Source organism: Agrobacterium sp. rho-8.1 (genome assembly GCF_033957725.1).
Taxonomy (GTDB): Bacteria; Pseudomonadota; Alphaproteobacteria; order Rhizobiales; family Rhizobiaceae; genus Agrobacterium.
Map to the genome: position 1 here is coordinate 2,427,487 of NZ_CP192788.1, position 16,566 is coordinate 2,444,052.

At 58.9% G+C, this 16,566-nt stretch carries 9 protein-coding genes; 8 read left to right on the forward strand and 1 reads right to left on the reverse strand.

Annotated elements, in window-relative coordinates:
• Positions 1 to 74 precede the first annotated feature (74 nt).
• A complete protein-coding gene (locus RMR21_RS12075; protein ID WP_498668241.1) occupies positions 75 to 263 on the forward strand; it encodes a hypothetical protein in 189 nt (62 codons plus the stop codon).
• Between the two features lie 3 nt (positions 264 to 266).
• On the opposite strand, the gene RMR21_RS12080 is transcribed toward RMR21_RS12075, so the two are convergent.
• Positions 267 to 2,027: an ABC transporter ATP-binding protein/permease gene (locus tag RMR21_RS12080; RefSeq protein ID WP_498668242.1), complete on the reverse strand. Its 1,761-nt coding sequence runs from the start codon at positions 2,025 to 2,027 to the stop codon at positions 267 to 269.
• Between the two features lie 261 nt (positions 2,028 to 2,288).
• Here RMR21_RS12080 and RMR21_RS12085 point away from each other — a divergent pair, with 261 nt between their 5' ends.
• The 7 genes from RMR21_RS12085 to glgC all read left to right on the forward strand — a co-directional run bounded on the left by RMR21_RS12085 (position 2,289) and on the right by glgC (position 16,562).
• Positions 2,289 to 5,618, forward strand: a complete 3,330-nt coding sequence (locus tag RMR21_RS12085; RefSeq protein WP_498668243.1) for a transglutaminase family protein — start codon at positions 2,289 to 2,291, stop codon at positions 5,616 to 5,618.
• A 1-nt stretch (position 5,619) separates the two neighbouring features.
• Complete coding sequence (locus tag RMR21_RS12090) at positions 5,620 to 8,028, forward strand: circularly permuted type 2 ATP-grasp protein (RefSeq protein ID WP_498668244.1); 2,409 nt, start codon at positions 5,620 to 5,622, stop codon at positions 8,026 to 8,028.
• A gap of 3 nt (positions 8,029 to 8,031) precedes the next feature.
• On the forward strand, positions 8,032 to 8,913 hold the full coding sequence (locus RMR21_RS12095; RefSeq protein ID WP_498668245.1) for a transglutaminase family protein: 882 nt from the start codon (positions 8,032 to 8,034) through the stop codon (positions 8,911 to 8,913).
• A 187-nt stretch (positions 8,914 to 9,100) separates the two neighbouring features.
• Entirely contained in the window at positions 9,101 to 10,333 is a 1,233-nt protein-coding gene (locus RMR21_RS12100; protein WP_498668246.1) for a vWA domain-containing protein, read from the forward strand.
• A 228-nt stretch (positions 10,334 to 10,561) separates the two neighbouring features.
• A complete protein-coding gene (locus RMR21_RS12105) occupies positions 10,562 to 13,024 on the forward strand; it encodes a glycogen/starch/alpha-glucan phosphorylase (protein ID WP_498668247.1) in 2,463 nt (820 codons plus the stop codon).
• Positions 13,024 to 15,228, forward strand: coding sequence for a 1,4-alpha-glucan branching protein GlgB (gene glgB / locus RMR21_RS12110; RefSeq protein ID WP_498668248.1), 2,205 nt, complete (start codon positions 13,024 to 13,026; stop codon positions 15,226 to 15,228). Before RMR21_RS12105 ends, glgB begins: the two co-directional genes overlap by 1 nt.
• A 71-nt stretch (positions 15,229 to 15,299) precedes the next feature.
• A complete protein-coding gene (glgC, locus tag RMR21_RS12115) occupies positions 15,300 to 16,562 on the forward strand; it encodes a glucose-1-phosphate adenylyltransferase (protein WP_498668249.1) in 1,263 nt (420 codons plus the stop codon).
• The last annotated feature ends 4 nt before the right edge of the window (positions 16,563 to 16,566 follow it).

The following is a 16,566-nucleotide window of genomic DNA, read 5'->3' on the forward strand; positions in this document are numbered from 1 at the left end:
TGGTAACAATCTATTAACCATAATACGGCACTCTTGCGTTGAATTCTTTCATACTAATATACGCGAGGACCGCTATGGCATATGATTGGAGTGGCAATACCGTCAGACAAAAGCGCGACGACCGGGTCGTCGTTCTGGCTGTCGTTGCGCTGGTTTTGTTGATGACGCTCGCGCCGATGCGGATCATGCGCGTCGCGTCACCGACAGTACACATCATCGACACGACGTCGCTGAATTTCAGCCCACCGCTGGCAAAGCTGTAAGCATCAAACCTTTACCAGATCGAGGTGAACCACGCGTGGCGACAGCACCTGCAAAATGGTTTCCGAGCGGCCGATATAGACGATAGCCGTGTCCGTCATCCCCGCCAGCACCGATGCCAGCCTTTCGACCGTTTCCGTTTCAAGCCCTTCCAGGAGATCGTCGATGAACAGCCAGCGGGGCTTCAGCACCAACGCATTGGCCACGCGGACGCAGGCTTGCTCATCGGAATCGAGCTTCTTGTCCCAGCGGATATTTTCGTCCATGCGCGGGATGATGTGGCCAAGGCCGCACTTTTCCATTGCATCCAGAAAATCCTGTTCCTGGAATTTCTGCGGGCTGCGGGGATAGCACAGGATTTCGCGCAAAGGGGTTGCCGGCAGATAGCCGTGCTGGGCGATGAACAGCATCTCCTCGCGCGGTGGCATCGTGATCTTGCCCTGGCCCCACGGCCATAGCCCCGCAACGGCTGCAAAGAACAGACGCCGGTTGACGCCCTGATCGCCGTTGACCATCAGCCGGTCACCGATATTGATCTCCACGGGCGCTTCCCGTAGCCGGAAAATACGGGACAGGTCCTGCCCGCCCGCCTCCGGGCAGATTTCGACGGACGTCCAGCGGATCGGTCCCGAGGTGGTGGTTTCGATCTCGATGGTATTGCCGTGCCGCTCGATACTATCCATCTGGATCAGCGCATTGCGGAACACCGAGACGCGCTGCAAGTTGGCCTTCCACGCGGCAATGGGACCGAAATTATCGATGTACCAGCGCAACGCCACATTGACCTGGTTGAACGCACCCACCGCCATCATCAATCCGCCGAAGCTCAGATTTCCCGTAAAATAGACGGGCGCGGCAATGAGAATGGGGGCAACGATGGCAAGCCATCCATAACCGGACGAGACCCATGTCAGATGGGTCAGCGCCATGGCAAGGCCCCTGATGACAACCAGCACGGCGTTGATGTCTTCACCGATGCGGTGGCGCTCGTTCTTCTCTCCGCGCGCCAGCGTGATCGCGGTGACGTTTTCACTGGCCCGCATCAGCGAAAAGCGCAGTTCCGCCTCTTTCGAATAGCGCTCCGAATTCAACGGTACCAGACGGTGGCCGACGAGGTTGCTGAGCAGCGAGGCCGAGCCCGCATAGATGAGCGCCGCCCAGACCATATAGCCTGGTATTTCAACCATCTTGCCACTGATCTCGATGGCAAAACCCGCCGACAGGCCCCAGAGAACGCCGATGAAGCTGACCAGCAGGATCGTCGCATTGACGAGACCGATGGCAAGCGCCGTGCTGCTTTCGGCCAGGTTGCGCACATCGTCGTGCAGGCGTTGATCGGGGTTGATGGCGATGGCACCGAACCCCGCAAGCCGTGCGGCACGGCCGGGCCTGAACCATTGGTCGACCATGTCCTTGGCCAGGCCTTCGCGCATGTTGAGCGCCGTCATCTGGTTCAGCCATGTCTGGAAGACGTTGAGCAGGAGCAATGTCCCCGCAATCATCGCGAACACTTCCAACTGGTGCAGGAATGCGTTGAGGTCGCGCCGTTCGAGCGCGTTGTAGAACGGTGCGTTCCACTCGTTCAGCTTGACCTGACCGTAAGCCGTGACGAGGATGATGGTCAGCAGCGCGCACATCAGAAGAATGAGCCTGCCCCGCACCTTGGATGTCCAGAACGCGCTGCCCATCATCCCCAGTTGCGCTTTGAATGTCAGATCGAACGTGGGATGGCCGACCGTCTCGGTGGACAGATTACCTTGCGCCATCAGTACCTTGCCGTTTCCGTGAAATTTTGAATTCTGAGGCTCCTGCAGGCATCGACCATAAGTGCGTATCGTGACAGCAATAGCATGGCGTGCATGCTTGTCCATGTGCAACGGGAAACCCGGATGGAGACCGTGGCGCTGCAATGCGCAACGGGCTGGAAATGTTCCTTGCTTTCTTTGCGTGCATTGCACAAAGTCGCAGCAATCAAAGAGGGGCGGCATGATCCGCGCGTAAACCGGAAAAACCGGGCAAGGGCCAGAATGTCAATCAAAGCAAGCATCTATCATCTGACGCATTACAAATATGACAGTCCAATTCGCCTTGGACCGCAAATCATCAGATTGAAACCTGCGCCGCATTCCCGCACCCATGTCATCAGCCATTCGTTGAAAGTCACGCCCGCCAACCACTTCGTCAATCTTCAACAGGATCCTTACGGCAATTTTCTGGCGCGCTACGTCTTTCCAGACCCGGTGACCGAATTCCGCATTGAGGTCGATCTCGTCGCCGATATGACGGTCTACAATCCCTTCGACTTTTTCGTGGAGGAAAGCGCCACCTACTGGCCTTTCGAATATCCCGAGACGCTGCAAGCCGACCTGTCGATCTACCAGACGCCGGAACCTTCAGGTCCGCTTCTGACCGACTATCTGAAAACGCTCGACTGGACGCAGGGACAGCCGACGGTCGATATGGTCGTTGGCCTCAACGCCCGCCTGCAAAGCGAAATCGGCTATGTCATCCGCATGGAAACCGGCGTGCAGACGCCAGAGGAAACGCTGGGCACTGCAAAGGGCTCATGCCGCGACACCAGCTGGCTGCTGGTGCAGATTCTGCGCCACCTCGGCTTTGCTGCCCGCTTCGTCTCGGGCTACCTCATTCAGTTGACGCCGGACTTGAAGGCGCTGGATGGTCCCTCGGGAACAGAGGTGGACTTCACCGACCTGCATGCCTGGGCAGAGGTTTATCTGCCGGGTGCTGGTTGGGTGGGGCTTGACCCGACATCTGGCCTTCTGACCGGTGAAAGCCATGTCCCGCTGGCCGCAACACCGCATTTCAGCAATGCCGCGCCCATTTCCGGCGGCTATTACGGTGAGGCCAACACCGAATTCGCCTTCGACATGAAGGTCACACGCGTGGCCGAGCATCCGCGTATCACCAAGCCGTTTTCGGACGAAAGCTGGGACCGCCTGAATGCGCTCGGCGAACAGGTGGACAAAGTTCTGAACGAACAGGACGTGCGCCTCACCATGGGCGGCGAGCCGACCTTCGTCTCCATCGACGATTTCGAATCCGGCGAATGGAACACCGATGCCGTCGGTCCGACCAAACGTGAAAAGGCCGATGTGCTGATCCGCAAATTGCGCGAACGCTTCGCCCCCAACGGCTTCCTGCATTACGGTCAGGGCAAGTGGTACCCCGGCGAAAGCCTGCCCCGCTGGACGTTTTCGCTCTATTGGCGCAAGGACGGTCAATCGGTCTGGCATAATCCCGATCTGGTGGCGCGCGAGGGTGCCGATACCGGCGTGACGTCGGAAGATGCCGAGAAACTCCTGACGAACATCGCCAACAACATCGGTATTGCCCCCGAACTGGTGCTGCCAGCCTATGAAGATCCGGCGGAATGGCTGATCAAGGAAGGCAACCTGCCCGACAATGTCGATCCGTCGAACTCCAAGCTGAAAGACCCGGAAGAGCGTAACCGCATCGCCCGAGTCTTCGAGCGTGGCCTGACGACACCGACGGGTTACATCCTGCCGGTGCAGGCGTGGAATGCGAAGGCCACCTCCGACAAGCGCTGGATGAGCGAGAAATGGAAGACGAGGCGCGGCCGCATCTTCCTCGTGCCGGGAGATAGCCCGGTCGGATACCGCATTCCGCTCGGCACCCTGCCCCACGTTCCGCCATCGCAATTCCCCTATATCCACCCGGCCGATCCATCGGTTCCGCGCGGTCCCTTGCCGGATGCCGTGGCACCGACAGAACGCGTCCTGCCGGAAGCATCTTTTCAGGCCTCGGAAGGGGCGACACAGGAGCGCATCGAGCAATCGATCAGCGATATCAATGGCGAAGTTCGCACCGCCCTGTCGGTGGAAGCGCGCGATGGACGTCTCTGCGTTTTCATGCCGCCTGTTGAGCGCATCGAGGACTATCTCGATCTCGTGGCTGCTGCCGAAAAAGCCGCGACCGATCTTGGCCTGCCTGTCCATATCGAGGGCTACACCCCGCCGCATGACGAGCGCATGAACGTCATCCGCGTCGCGCCGGATCCCGGCGTCATCGAGGTCAACATCCACCCGGCTGCCAGCTGGAAAGATTGCGTCGATATCACCACCGCCGTTTATGAAGATGCCCGCCAGACCCGACTGGGTGCGGATAAATTCATGATCGACGGTCGCCACACCGGCACCGGCGGTGGCAACCATGTGGTGGTGGGCGGGGCCAACCCCAATGACAGCCCGTTCCTGCGCCGTCCCGATCTGTTGAAAAGCCTCGTGCTGCACTGGCAGCGGCACCCGTCGCTCTCCTACCTGTTTTCCGGCCTGTTCATCGGCCCGACAAGTCAGGCACCACGCATTGATGAAGCCCGTCATGACAGCATGTATGAGCTGGAAATCGCCATGGCGCAGGTGCCGATGCCCGGCGAAGGTGCGCCTCCCCTGCCATGGCTGGTGGACCGCCTGTTCCGCAATCTGCTGACCGATGTCACCGGCAACACCCATCGCTCGGAAATCTGTATCGACAAGCTGTTTTCACCGGATGGCCCGACCGGTCGCCTCGGCCTCGTGGAATTCCGTGGCTTCGAAATGCCGCCGAATGCCCGCATGTCGCTCGCCCAGCAATTGCTGGTGCGCGCCATCATCGCCCGCTTCTGGAAGAACCCGTCCGGTGGTCGTTTCGTGCGCTGGGGCACGGCGCTGGCCGACCGCTTCATGCTGCCGCATTACATCTGGGCGGATTTCCTCGATGTTCTCGCAGACCTGAAGGACAACGGCTTCGACGTGAAACCGGAATGGTTCGCCGCCCAGCTGGAGTTCCGCTTCCCCTTCTTTGGCGAAGTGGAGTATGAGGGTTCGAAACTGGAGCTGCGACAGGCGCTGGAGCCATGGCATGTGATGGGCGAACAGGGTGCCATTGGCGGCACCGTGCGTTATGTTGACAGCTCGGTCGAGCGTTTGCAGGTGCGGCTGGAAACATCCAATCCGGCCCGTTACACAGTCGCCTGCAACGGTCGCGCCGTACCGATGAAACAGACGGAAACATCCGGTGTTTCGGTCGCGGGTGTACGCTTCAAGGCGTGGCAGCCATCGCAGGGTCTGCATCCGGCGCTTCCGGTCAACACACCGCTAACCTTCGATATATATGATACATGGTCGAACCGATCGATCGGGGGCTGCATCTATCATGTTGCCCATCCGGGCGGTCGCACCTATGAGACGTTCCCGATCAATGGAAACGAAGCGGAAGCCCGCAGGCTGGCCCGTTTCGAACCGTGGGGGCATACGGCTGGAAATTACCCTCTGTTGCCGGAAGCGGCTTCGCCGGAGTTTCCGTTGACGCTTGATTTGAGACGCCCACAGGGAGTGTGACTTGGCAAAGGCACCGGCGATGAAACGGACGAGCGGCAAAACCGGCATGGCATCCATGCTGGGATATCGCTCCATGCCCGGAATTGCCGATGAGATGCTGGATATCCATGGCAATATTCGCCCGGTCTGGCGGCACTTCGTCAGTGCGCTCGGCCACATGGAGGAGCGCGAGCTACATGAGCGCTTCGCCCGTACCGACCGCTATCTACGAGATGCCGGCGTCTTCTATCGCGATTACAGCGCGCAGGGAAATACAGAGCGCAACTGGCCGATTTCCCACATTCCCGTTCTGATCGACGAGCAGGAGTGGGAGGCGGTCTCCCGAGGGCTCGTTCAGCGCGCCAATTTGCTGGAAACGATCGTTGCGGATTTCTACGGCGAAAACCGTCTGGTCCAGCAAGGCTATGTCCCACCGTCCTTGCTTGCCTCCAACCCCGAATATCTGCGCCCACTGGCTGGCGTCAAACCGGCCGATGGCCACTATCTGCATTTCTGTTCGTTCGAAATCGGACGTGGGCCAGACGGCAACTGGTGGGTGCTGGCGGACCGCACGCAGGCGCCATCCGGCGCAGGTTTTGCGCTGGAAAACCGCGTTGCCACCACGCGCGCCTTCTCCGATATCTACGCCGAATCCCACGTTCACCGCCTCGCCTCCTTTTTCGGCGCCTTTCGCGATACGTTGCAATCGCACCGCCAGCATCCGGATGACCGCATCGCAGTTCTGACGCCCGGACCTGCCAGCGAAACCTATTTCGAACACGCCTATATCGCTCGCTATCTCGGCTTCATGCTGCTGGAAGGCGAAGACCTGACCGTGGTCAACAACCGCGTCATGGTCCGCACCGTGGCGGGTCTCAAACCGATCGGCGTTTTGTGGCGGCGGCTGGATGCGTCCTATACCGACCCGCTGGAACTGGACCAGAACTCCCATATCGGCACCCCCGGAATGGTCCAGGCGCTCCGTGCTGGTTCGCTGAGCATGGTCAACGCGCTGGGAACCGGCATTCTGGAAACCCGCGCGCTTCTCGCCTTCCTGCCCGCCATCTGCCGCCATCTCCTGGGCGAGGATCTGGCCATGCCGTCCATCGCCACATGGTGGTGCGGGCAGCCGGCGGAGCGTGAACACGTCGCGCGCAATATCGAGCGCATGGTCATCGGTCCAGCCTACTCGCGCCTGCCCTTCTTCGATGATAACGGCCAGTCGGTTCTCGGCTCGTCGCTGCGGGAGACCGCCAAGGATTCCATTGGCGACTGGCTGGCAAGCGATGGCCACAAGCTGGTCGGACAGGAAGTCGTCACACTCTCTACGACACCCGCTTATGTCGACGGCAAGCTGGTCCCGCGCCCCATGAGTCTGCGCGTTTTTGCAGCCCGTACGCAGGACGGCTGGCAGGTCATGCCCGGTGGCTTTGCCCGCATCGGTCGCAGCAATGACACGGCCGCCATCGCCATGCAGGCAGGCGGCAGTGCCGCCGATGTCTGGATCGTCTCCGACAAGCCGGTGGAGCGCACAACGCTTTTGCCTGCAGAAGAAAACTTCATCCGCAACATGCCCGGCAGCCTGCCAAGCCGTGCTGCAGACAATCTGTTCTGGCTGGGTCGTTATATCGAGCGCTCCGAAGGTGCCCTTCGGATTTTGCGTGCCTGGCACGCCCGCTTTGCCGAATCCGCCGATCCCAAGCAGCCGCTTCTGGCCCACGTCACCGCCTATCTCGAAACCGTCGATATCGACGTGGAGGAATCCGTTCCGGCAAGCCTGATCGCCAACCTCAACAGCGCGATCTATTCCGCCAGCAACATCAGAGACCGCTTTTCCCCGGATGGATGGCTGGCGCTGAACGATCTGGCCAAAACTGCCCGCCGCTTCCAGAGCAAGGTCGCAGCAGGCGACGACGCCACCCATGCCATGACGGTTCTGTTGCGCAAACTGGCGGGCTTTGCCGGGCTGGTGCACGAAAACATGTACCGTTTCACCGGCTGGCGCTTCCTCTCCATCGGTCGATATCTGGAACGCGGACTGCATCTGACACGCCTGCTCGGCCACATGAGCGGCCCAGATGCACCGGATGGTTCCTACGACATGCTGCTCGAAATCGGCGACAGCGTCATGACCCATCGCCGCCGCTACAATGTGAATACGGCCGCGCTGACGGTGATGGACCTGCTCGGCCTCGACCCGCTCAACCCGCGCTCTATTCTCTTCCAGCTCAACGAAATCCGCACCGAGGTGGAGCAACTGCCTAACGCCTTCGTCAACGGTCAGATGTCGCCTTTCTACCGCGAGGTGATGCGGGTCCACTCAGGCCTTGCGGTCATGACCCCGGAAAATCTGTCGCCGGCCGTCTTCGTGCAGTTGGAGCAGGATCTCGAACATCTCTCGGACCTTCTTGCCCAGACATATCTCGGATAACCCATGCTCTACGATCTGACGCTGCACATGGGCTATATCTACGATACGCTGGCGTCAGGCGCGCGCCACATCATCCGCGTGATGCCGCTGTCAATTCCCGGCAGGCAGAGGCTGATCGCGGGATCGCTGAGCGTCTCCCCCGCACCCGAAGAGCGCACGGTTTTCAACGATTTCTTCCAGCAAACCGCGACCTCGGTCTTTCTGCGGGCGTCGCATGACAAGCTGGATATCCGCATGCAAGCCCGCGTTTCGGTGGAAAGCACCTCACTGACGGCTGATTTTTCGCCCGAGCTTTCAAAACTCCCGCGCGATCTCGCCACCGTCTGGTCGCTCGATCCGCAATCGCCACACCACCTCGCAGGTCTCAGCCCCCGCATCGGTGAAAACGCCGCCATTGCGGCTTACGCACGCGAGACGATAAAGCCCGGCATGACGATCCGTGAAATTGCGCTGGCGCTGTGCAAACGCATCTATAAGGACTTCAAATATGATGGCGAGGCGACCACCGTCGATACGACACCAGCCGAAGCCTTCAAGCTGAAGCGGGGCGTCTGCCAGGATTTCTCGCATATCATGATCTCGGCGCTGCGCAGCCTGGGCATTCCCGCAGGCTATGTCAGCGGCTTTCTGCGCACCATTCCGCCTGCGGGCAAGGAACGGCTGGAGGGCGCCGACGCCATGCATGCCTGGGTACGCGTCTGGTGCGGTGAGGCGACGGGCTATATCGAACTGGACCCCACCAACGACATCGTCGCGGGCAACGACCATATCGTCGTGGGTTACGGACGCGACTATGCCGATATCGCTCCTGTCATCGGTGTCTTGAAAAGCTACGGCAACCAGCAGACCACACAGGCCGTGGACGTCATCCCCGTCAAGGCCTGATTGTCCCGCAACGTGACCGGCCTCGTATCGGGATGGCGCACAGCCTCGTTTCACGACAGAAATCCGTCCCGTTTTGAACACTCGTTCAATTTGTTCAGATTGCGTTAGGAAAATCTCCATCGCCCCGCAGTAGATGTGATTTCATCTCACGATCGAACAGGCGGACATGATGTTCAACGGTGCCGGAATGAAAACACGGATGCGGGCGCTGCTGAGCGACAGGCAGGGCAACTTCGCCATGATGACAGCGGTGGCATTGCCGCTGTTGATGGGGGTTGCAGGCGCCGGGCTAGAGTTGACCAAGGTCATGCAAACCAAATCGGATTTGCAGAATGTCGCCGATTCGGGAACTCTGGCCGCCGCCACCAAATTCCGGGAATCGGAGGGTGCGGAGAGCGATGAGCAGCTCAAGGCGGAAGTCAAACGTTTCATCGGTGCCGCCGATTTCGCGCAGGAACTAAGCCAAGTCGAACAGAAGGCGCTCGATGAGAACATCGGCTCGGTGGCAACCCGATTTAAGACCGCCAAGGGAAACGGTTTCCGCATCGCCACAACCGTCACCTACCAGATGCCGCTCAACCCGCTGCTCGGCCTGATCGGCGCGAACTCCATGACACTCAGCGCCACCAGCACGTCGGAGAGCAGCTTCAACAACGGCTCCCCCATGTCGATGTATCTGGTGCTGGACCGTTCCGGCTCGATGTCTTTCAAGACCGATACGCTCGATAAAAGCAAGAGTTCGTGCCAGAATTTCACGGCCCAAAACTGGAGCAACAACTCTTCAGCACTGAAGGCAACGAGCCCGTGCTACGTGGCGAAAAGCACCTCACTGAAAACCGCTGTCAGCTATCTCGTGACGACCCTCAACACCTCAGACACGACTTACAGGGCCTCCGGATCGCCTGAATCGACCTTTGTTCGCACCGGTGCAATCGCCTATAACGACAAGAGCTTTGCCGGGCAGGACCTCGACTGGGGAACGAAGAAGGCCAACACCTATGTGCAGGCCATCCCGCTCGTCCCGCAGGGCGGAACCAATGCGGATGCAGCGCTCACCACCGCTTTCGACGCATTGAAAAGCACCAATACCAAAGAACGCGACGAGCATAAAAAGAAGGGCAATCTGTCCTTCAAACGCTACATCGTCCTGATGACGGACGGCGAAATGACGGGATCGAGCAGCGACTGGAACGCGCCGGTAGATGCTGCGGTTCGCAGCACATGCGCAAAAGCGAAAGCCGACGATATCAACATTTTCACGGTCGCCTTCATGGCGCCCGCCAGAGGCAAGTCGCTTCTTCAGGCCTGCGCCACCAGCGCCGACAACTATTACGCGCCGGAGAATATGGAAGAAATCGTCGAGGCCTTTGGCGATATCGCCCGGAAAGCATCTGGCGATGTCAGCCGTCTGACAAACTGAAATCCATAACCGCCGTTTTACAGACCATGCAGACCACACCGGTTTGCGTGGTTTTTTCATTATTTTCATACAACAAGCACACGCTTGTCGTAACACTCTAAAGTCATTCATATTTTCGACAAGACGGCTGTTGCCACAACCCCGTATCGGTGCATAAATTGCCGGGATGACAGCCACGCCGATCGACAGAATCAGACACTATCCTCCCACCAAGGTGCTGACCGACCAATGATCAATAAACTCGAAACAAACGATCTTCCTCGCCCCGCGCCGCGCAGCTCGGAGCCGGACGTTCTCGCCTCTGAAATCATCGAACGACTGACCTACCGCATCGGCAAGGACGTCAAGGTCGCAAAGCCGCATGACTGGCTCACCGCCACCATTCTGGTCATTCGGGACCGCGTCATCGACAAATGGATGGAATCCACCCGCAAGGCTTATGCGACCGATTCCAAACGCGTTTATTATCTGTCTCTGGAATTCCTCATCGGCCGTCTGATGCGCGACGCCATCTCCAATCTCGGCCTGATGGGCGAGATCAAGGAGGCGCTGACGTCGCTCGGCGTCGATTACGATGTCATCGCTGGTCTGGAGCCGGATGCAGCGCTGGGCAATGGCGGTCTTGGCCGCCTCGCCGCCTGCTTCATGGAATCCATGGCAACCGTCGATATCCCGGCATACGGCTATGGTATCCGCTACGTTCACGGCCTTTTCCGTCAGCAGATGGCCGATGGCTGGCAGGTGGAACTGCCAGAGACGTGGCTTGCCCACGGCAATCCTTGGGAATTCGAGCGTCGCGAAAGCTCCTACGAAATCGGCTTTGGTGGCTCGGTCGAAACCGTTGGCGGTTACGAAGACCCGGAGCGGTTCGTCTGGAAACCATCCGAGCGCATGATTGCCACTGCCTTCGACACACCTGTGGTCGGCTGGCGCGGCACCCGCGTCAACACGCTGCGTCTATGGTCGGCCCAGCCCATCGACCCGATCCTCCTCGACGCCTTCAACGCGGGCGACCACATCGGCGCGCTGCGCGAAAGCAACAAGGCGGAAGCCCTGACCCGCGTGCTTTACCCTGCCGACGCCAACCCTGCCGGCCAGGAACTGCGCCTGCGACAGGAATATTTCTTCTCGTCCGCTTCGCTCCAAGACATTCTGCGCCGCCATTTGCAGCAGTATCCTGATTTCACCAACCTGCCGGACAAGGTGTCCGTCCAGCTCAACGATACGCATCCAGCCATTTCCATTGCCGAAATGATGCGCCTTCTGTGCGATGTCCACGGCCTGACATTCGATGAAGCGTGGACGCTCACGCGCGGCACGTTCTCCTATACCAACCACACGCTTCTGCCCGAGGCTCTGGAAAGCTGGCCGGTACCATTGCTGGAGCGTCTGTTGCCGCGCCATATGCAGATCATCTACGCGATCAACGCGCAGACACTCGTCTTTGCCCGCAAGGAAAAGAAGCTGGTCGACCAGCAGATCCGCTCCATCTCGCTCATCGAAGAAGGCGGCGAACGCCGCGTGCGCATGGGCAACCTCGCCTTTATCGGCTCGCATTCCATCAATGGCGTGTCGGCGCTGCACACGGAACTGATGAAGGAAACGGTGTTTTCCGACCTTCACATGCTCTATCCGGACCGCATCAACAACAAGACCAACGGCATCACCCCTCGCCGCTGGCTGATGCAGTGCAACCCCGGCCTCACAGGCCTCATTCGTGAATCCATCGGCGATGAATTCCTCGATGACGCAGAAAAGCTGGTGGCGCTTGATCGCTTTGCAGACGATGCGGGCTTCCGGGAAAAGTTTGCCGAAATCAAACGCCAGAACAAGGTTCGCCTTGCCAATCTGGTGGCGCAGCGCATGGGCATCCGCGTCGATCCCTCCGCCATGTTCGACATCCAGATCAAACGTATTCATGAATATAAACGCCAGCTGTTGAACCTGATCGAGGCCGTTGCCCTTTACGATCAAATTCGCTCGCGCCCGGAACTGGATTGGGTGCCACGCGTTAAGTTTTTTGCTGGCAAAGCAGCGCCGAGTTATCACAACGCCAAGCTGATCATAAAGCTCGCCAATGATATCGCGCGTGTCATCAACAACGATCCTGCAGTTCGCGGTCTTCTGAAAGTGGTCTTCATTCCAAATTACAACGTATCCCTTGCGGAAATCATGGTTCCGGCGGCAGATCTGTCCGAACAGATTTCCACGGCTGGCATGGAGGCGTCAGGCACCGGCAACATGAAGTTCGGTCTGAATGGCGCGCTCACCATCGGCACGCTGGACGGTGCCAACGTCGAAATGCTGGAGCATGTCGGCGCTGAAAACATCATGATTTTCGGCAAGACGGCGCAGGAAGTCTCCGAGGCGCGTTCCGAAGGGCACAATCCGCGCGCCATCATCGAAAATTCCGCCGAGCTGTCGCAAGCTCTGTCCTCCATCGCATCAGGCGTGTTTTCGCCAGATGACCCATCGCGCTTCGCCGGGCTGATGGACGGCATCTACAACAATGACTGGTTCATGGTCGCTGCAGACTTCGACGCTTACGCACAGGCACAGCGTGACGTCGATGCCATCTGGAGCGAACCGGCAAGCTGGTACGAAAAAACCGTACGCAATACGGCGCGCATGGGTTGGTTCTCGTCCGACAGGACGATCCGGCAATATGCGTCCGAAATCTGGAGAGCCTGATGAAAAAACCGCTCAATTCTGCCGAAGAGAAAAAGACTGGCACCATCGCTAAGGCTGAGATCGAGGCAATCAAGAGCGGTTTGCATTCCAACCCCTTTGCCGTCTTAGGCGTCCACCAGACGCCGGACGGCTTTGTGGCCCGCTGCTTCATTCCCGGCGCGGAAGAGGTGACGGTCATGGCACTCGATGGCACCGTTGCTGGCGACTTGATCCGCACCGATGCCGATGGTTTCTTCGAAGGCCCCATCACACTGTCTAAACGTCAGCCGATCCGTTACCGCGCGTTGCGCGACGACGCGGAATGGGCGGTGACCGACCCCTATAGCTTCGGTCCCGTACTTGGGCCGATGGACGATTATCTCGTGCGTGAGGGCTCGCATCTTCGCCTTTTCGACAAGATGGGCGCACATCCGCTAAAACTCGAAGGCGTGGAAGGCTTCCATTTTGCCGTCTGGGCACCCAACGCCCGACGCGTGTCGGTGGTGGGTGATTTCAACAATTGGGATGGCCGCCGCCACGTCATGCGCTTTCGCAAGGACACCGGCATCTGGGAAATCTTCGCCCCGGATGTTTATGCCGGTTGCAGCTACAAGTTCGAAATCATCGGCCCACATGGCGAATTATTGCCCCTGAAAGCAGACCCCTATGCCCGCCGCGCCGAATTGCGCCCGAAAAATGCCTCCATAACCACACCCGAACTCGTGCAGGAATGGGATGACGACGCGCATCGCAAGCATTGGGCCAGCATCGACCAGCGCCGCCAGCCCATCACTATCTACGAGGTTCACGCCTCATCCTGGCAATATGGCGAAAACGGCGCGTTTCTGACATGGGATGAACTGGCAGCACGCCTCATTCCCTACTGCGCCGACATGGGCTTCACCCATATCGAGTTCATGCCGATTTCCGAACATCCCTATGATCCGTCCTGGGGCTACCAGACAACAGGCCTTTATGCGCCGACCGCCCGGTTCGGCGAGCCGGAAGGCTTTGCCCGTTTCGTCAACGGCGCCCACAAGGTCGGCATCGGCATTCTCCTGGATTGGGTTCCCGCCCACTTCCCGGTTGATGAGCACGGCCTGAAATGGTTCGACGGGTCGGCCCTTTACGAACATGCCGATCCGCGTCAGGGCTTCCACCCCGACTGGAACACCGCGATCTACAATTTCGGTCGTGTCGAGGTCATGTCCTACCTCATCAACAACGCGCTCTATTGGGCCGAGAAATTCCATCTCGATGGCCTGCGCGTCGACGCCGTCGCCTCCATGCTCTACCTCGATTATTCCCGCAAGGAAGGCGAGTGGGTGCCCAACGAATATGGTGGGCGCGAAAACCTGGAATCCGTACGTTTTCTCCAGCAGATGAACACGTTGATCTATGGCAACCACCCTGGTGTCATGACGATCGCCGAAGAATCCACCTCGTGGCCAAAGGTGTCACAGCCGGTCCATGAAGGCGGACTAGGCTTCGGTTTCAAGTGGAATATGGGCTTCATGCACGACACGCTGAGCTATTTCCAGCGCGAGCCCGTGCACCGCAAGTTCCACCATCAGGAACTCAGCTTTGGCCTGCTCTACGCTTTCAGCGAAAACTTCGTGCTGCCGATTTCACACGATGAAGTGGTGCACGGCAAGGGCTCGATGATTGCCAAGATGCCGGGCGACGACTGGCAGAAATTCGCCAATCTGCGCGCCTACTATGCGTTCATGTGGGGTTACCCTGGCAAGAAGCTCTTGTTCATGGGGCAGGAATTCGCGCAGTGGAGCGAGTGGAACGAAAAGACCTCGCTCGACTGGAACCTGCTGCAATATCATATGCATGAAGGCATGCGCCGCCTCGTGCGCGACCTGAATTTCATGTACCGCTCCAAAGGAGCACTGCATGCACGTGACTGCGAGCCGGAAGGTTTCCAGTGGCTGATTGCCGATGACCACGAAAATTCGGTTCTGGCATGGCTGCGCCTCGCACCGGGTGAAAAGCCGGTCGCGGTCATTTCCAACCTGACGCCTGTCTACCGGGAGAATTTCTACGTGCCGTTACCGACAGCCGGGCGCTGGCGCGAAGTGCTCAACACCGATGCCGAAATCTATGGCGGCACAGGCAAGGGCAATGGCGGACGCGTGCAGGCTGTGGATGCAGGCGGCCAGGTCGGCGCGACACTGACACTGCCGCCGCTCGCCGTCATCATGCTGGAGCTTGAATAAAAAGGGGCGCTGAACACACAATCGGCGCTTTGATATTATGGGAACAGACGACATTTTTCGGGAGGAATGCTATGAGTGAGAAGAGAGTTCAGCCGCTGGCACGTGATGCGATGGCATATGTGCTTGCGGGCGGCCGTGGCAGCCGCTTGAAGGAATTGACGGATCGACGCGCCAAGCCAGCCGTCTATTTCGGTGGCAAGGCCCGCATTATCGATTTCGCGCTCTCAAATGCGTTGAATTCGGGCATTCGCCGCATCGGCGTCGCCACACAGTACAAGGCTCACTCGCTCATCCGCCACCTTCAGCGCGGCTGGGACTTCTTCCGCCCGGAGCGTAACGAAAGCTTCGATATTCTGCCGGCCTCCCAGCGCGTATCCGAAACGCAATGGTATGAGGGCACCGCTGACGCGGTTTACCAGAACATCGACATCATCGAGTCCCACGGACCCGAATACATGGTCATCCTGGCGGGCGATCATATCTACAAGATGGACTACGAATACATGCTGCAACAGCATGTGGATTCCGGTGCTGACGTCACCATCGGCTGCCTCGAAGTGCCGCGCATGGAAGCCGTCGGTTTCGGCGTCATGCATGTCAACGAAAAGGATGAAATCATCGATTTCATCGAAAAGCCTGCCGATCCTCCGGGCATTCCCGGCAATCCGGATATGGCGCTTGCCTCCATGGGTATCTACGTCTTCCACACCAAGTTCCTGATGGAGTGCCTGCGCCGCGATGCCGCCGACCCCAATTCCAGCCGCGATTTCGGCAAGGACATCATTCCCCACCTCGTGCGTCACGGCAAAGCGGTTGCGCATCGCTTTGCAGCGTCCTGCGTCCGCTCCGATTTCGAAAATGGCCCCTACTGGCGTGACGTCGGCACGATCGACGCCTATTGGCAGGCCAACATCGACCTCACAGACATCGTGCCCGACCTCGATATCTACGACAAGTCGTGGCCGATCTGGACCTATGCGGAAATTCTGCCGCCTGCCAAATTCGTCCATGACGATGACAAGCGCCGCGGCTCGGCCACCTCGTCGGTGGTTGCAGGTGACTGCATCATTTCCGGCTCGTCGCTCAATCGCAGCCTGTTGTTCACCGGTGTCAGGGCCAATTCCTATTCGCGCCTTGAGAATGCCGTCGTTCTTCCGAGTGTGAAGATCGGTCGTCACGCTCAACTCAGCAACGTGGTGATCGACCATGGTGTGGTCATTCCCGAAGGACTGGTCGTGGGAGAAGACCCGGAACTGGACGGCAAACGTTTCCGCCGCACCGAAAGCGGCATCTGCCTGATAACCCAATCGATGATCGACAAGCTGGATTTATAGACCT

Excerpts from the sequence above, each read along its gene's own strand:
- RMR21_RS12080 (WP_498668242.1), bottom strand. The coding sequence starts at position 2,027 with ATGGCGCAAGGTAATCTGTCCACCGAGACGGTCGGCCATCCCACGTTC.
- RMR21_RS12105 (WP_498668247.1), top strand. The coding sequence starts at position 10,562 with ATGATCAATAAACTCGAAACAAACGATCTTCCTCGCCCCGCGCCGCGC.
- RMR21_RS12095 (WP_498668245.1), top strand. The coding sequence starts at position 8,032 with ATGCTCTACGATCTGACGCTGCACATGGGCTATATCTACGATACGCTG.
- glgC (WP_498668249.1), top strand. The coding sequence starts at position 15,300 with ATGAGTGAGAAGAGAGTTCAGCCGCTGGCACGTGATGCGATGGCATAT.
- RMR21_RS12085 (WP_498668243.1), top strand. The coding sequence starts at position 2,289 with ATGTCAATCAAAGCAAGCATCTATCATCTGACGCATTACAAATATGAC.
- glgB (WP_498668248.1), top strand. The coding sequence starts at position 13,024 with ATGAAAAAACCGCTCAATTCTGCCGAAGAGAAAAAGACTGGCACCATC.
- RMR21_RS12075 (WP_498668241.1), top strand. The coding sequence starts at position 75 with ATGGCATATGATTGGAGTGGCAATACCGTCAGACAAAAGCGCGACGAC.
- RMR21_RS12100 (WP_498668246.1), top strand. The coding sequence starts at position 9,101 with ATGAAAACACGGATGCGGGCGCTGCTGAGCGACAGGCAGGGCAACTTC.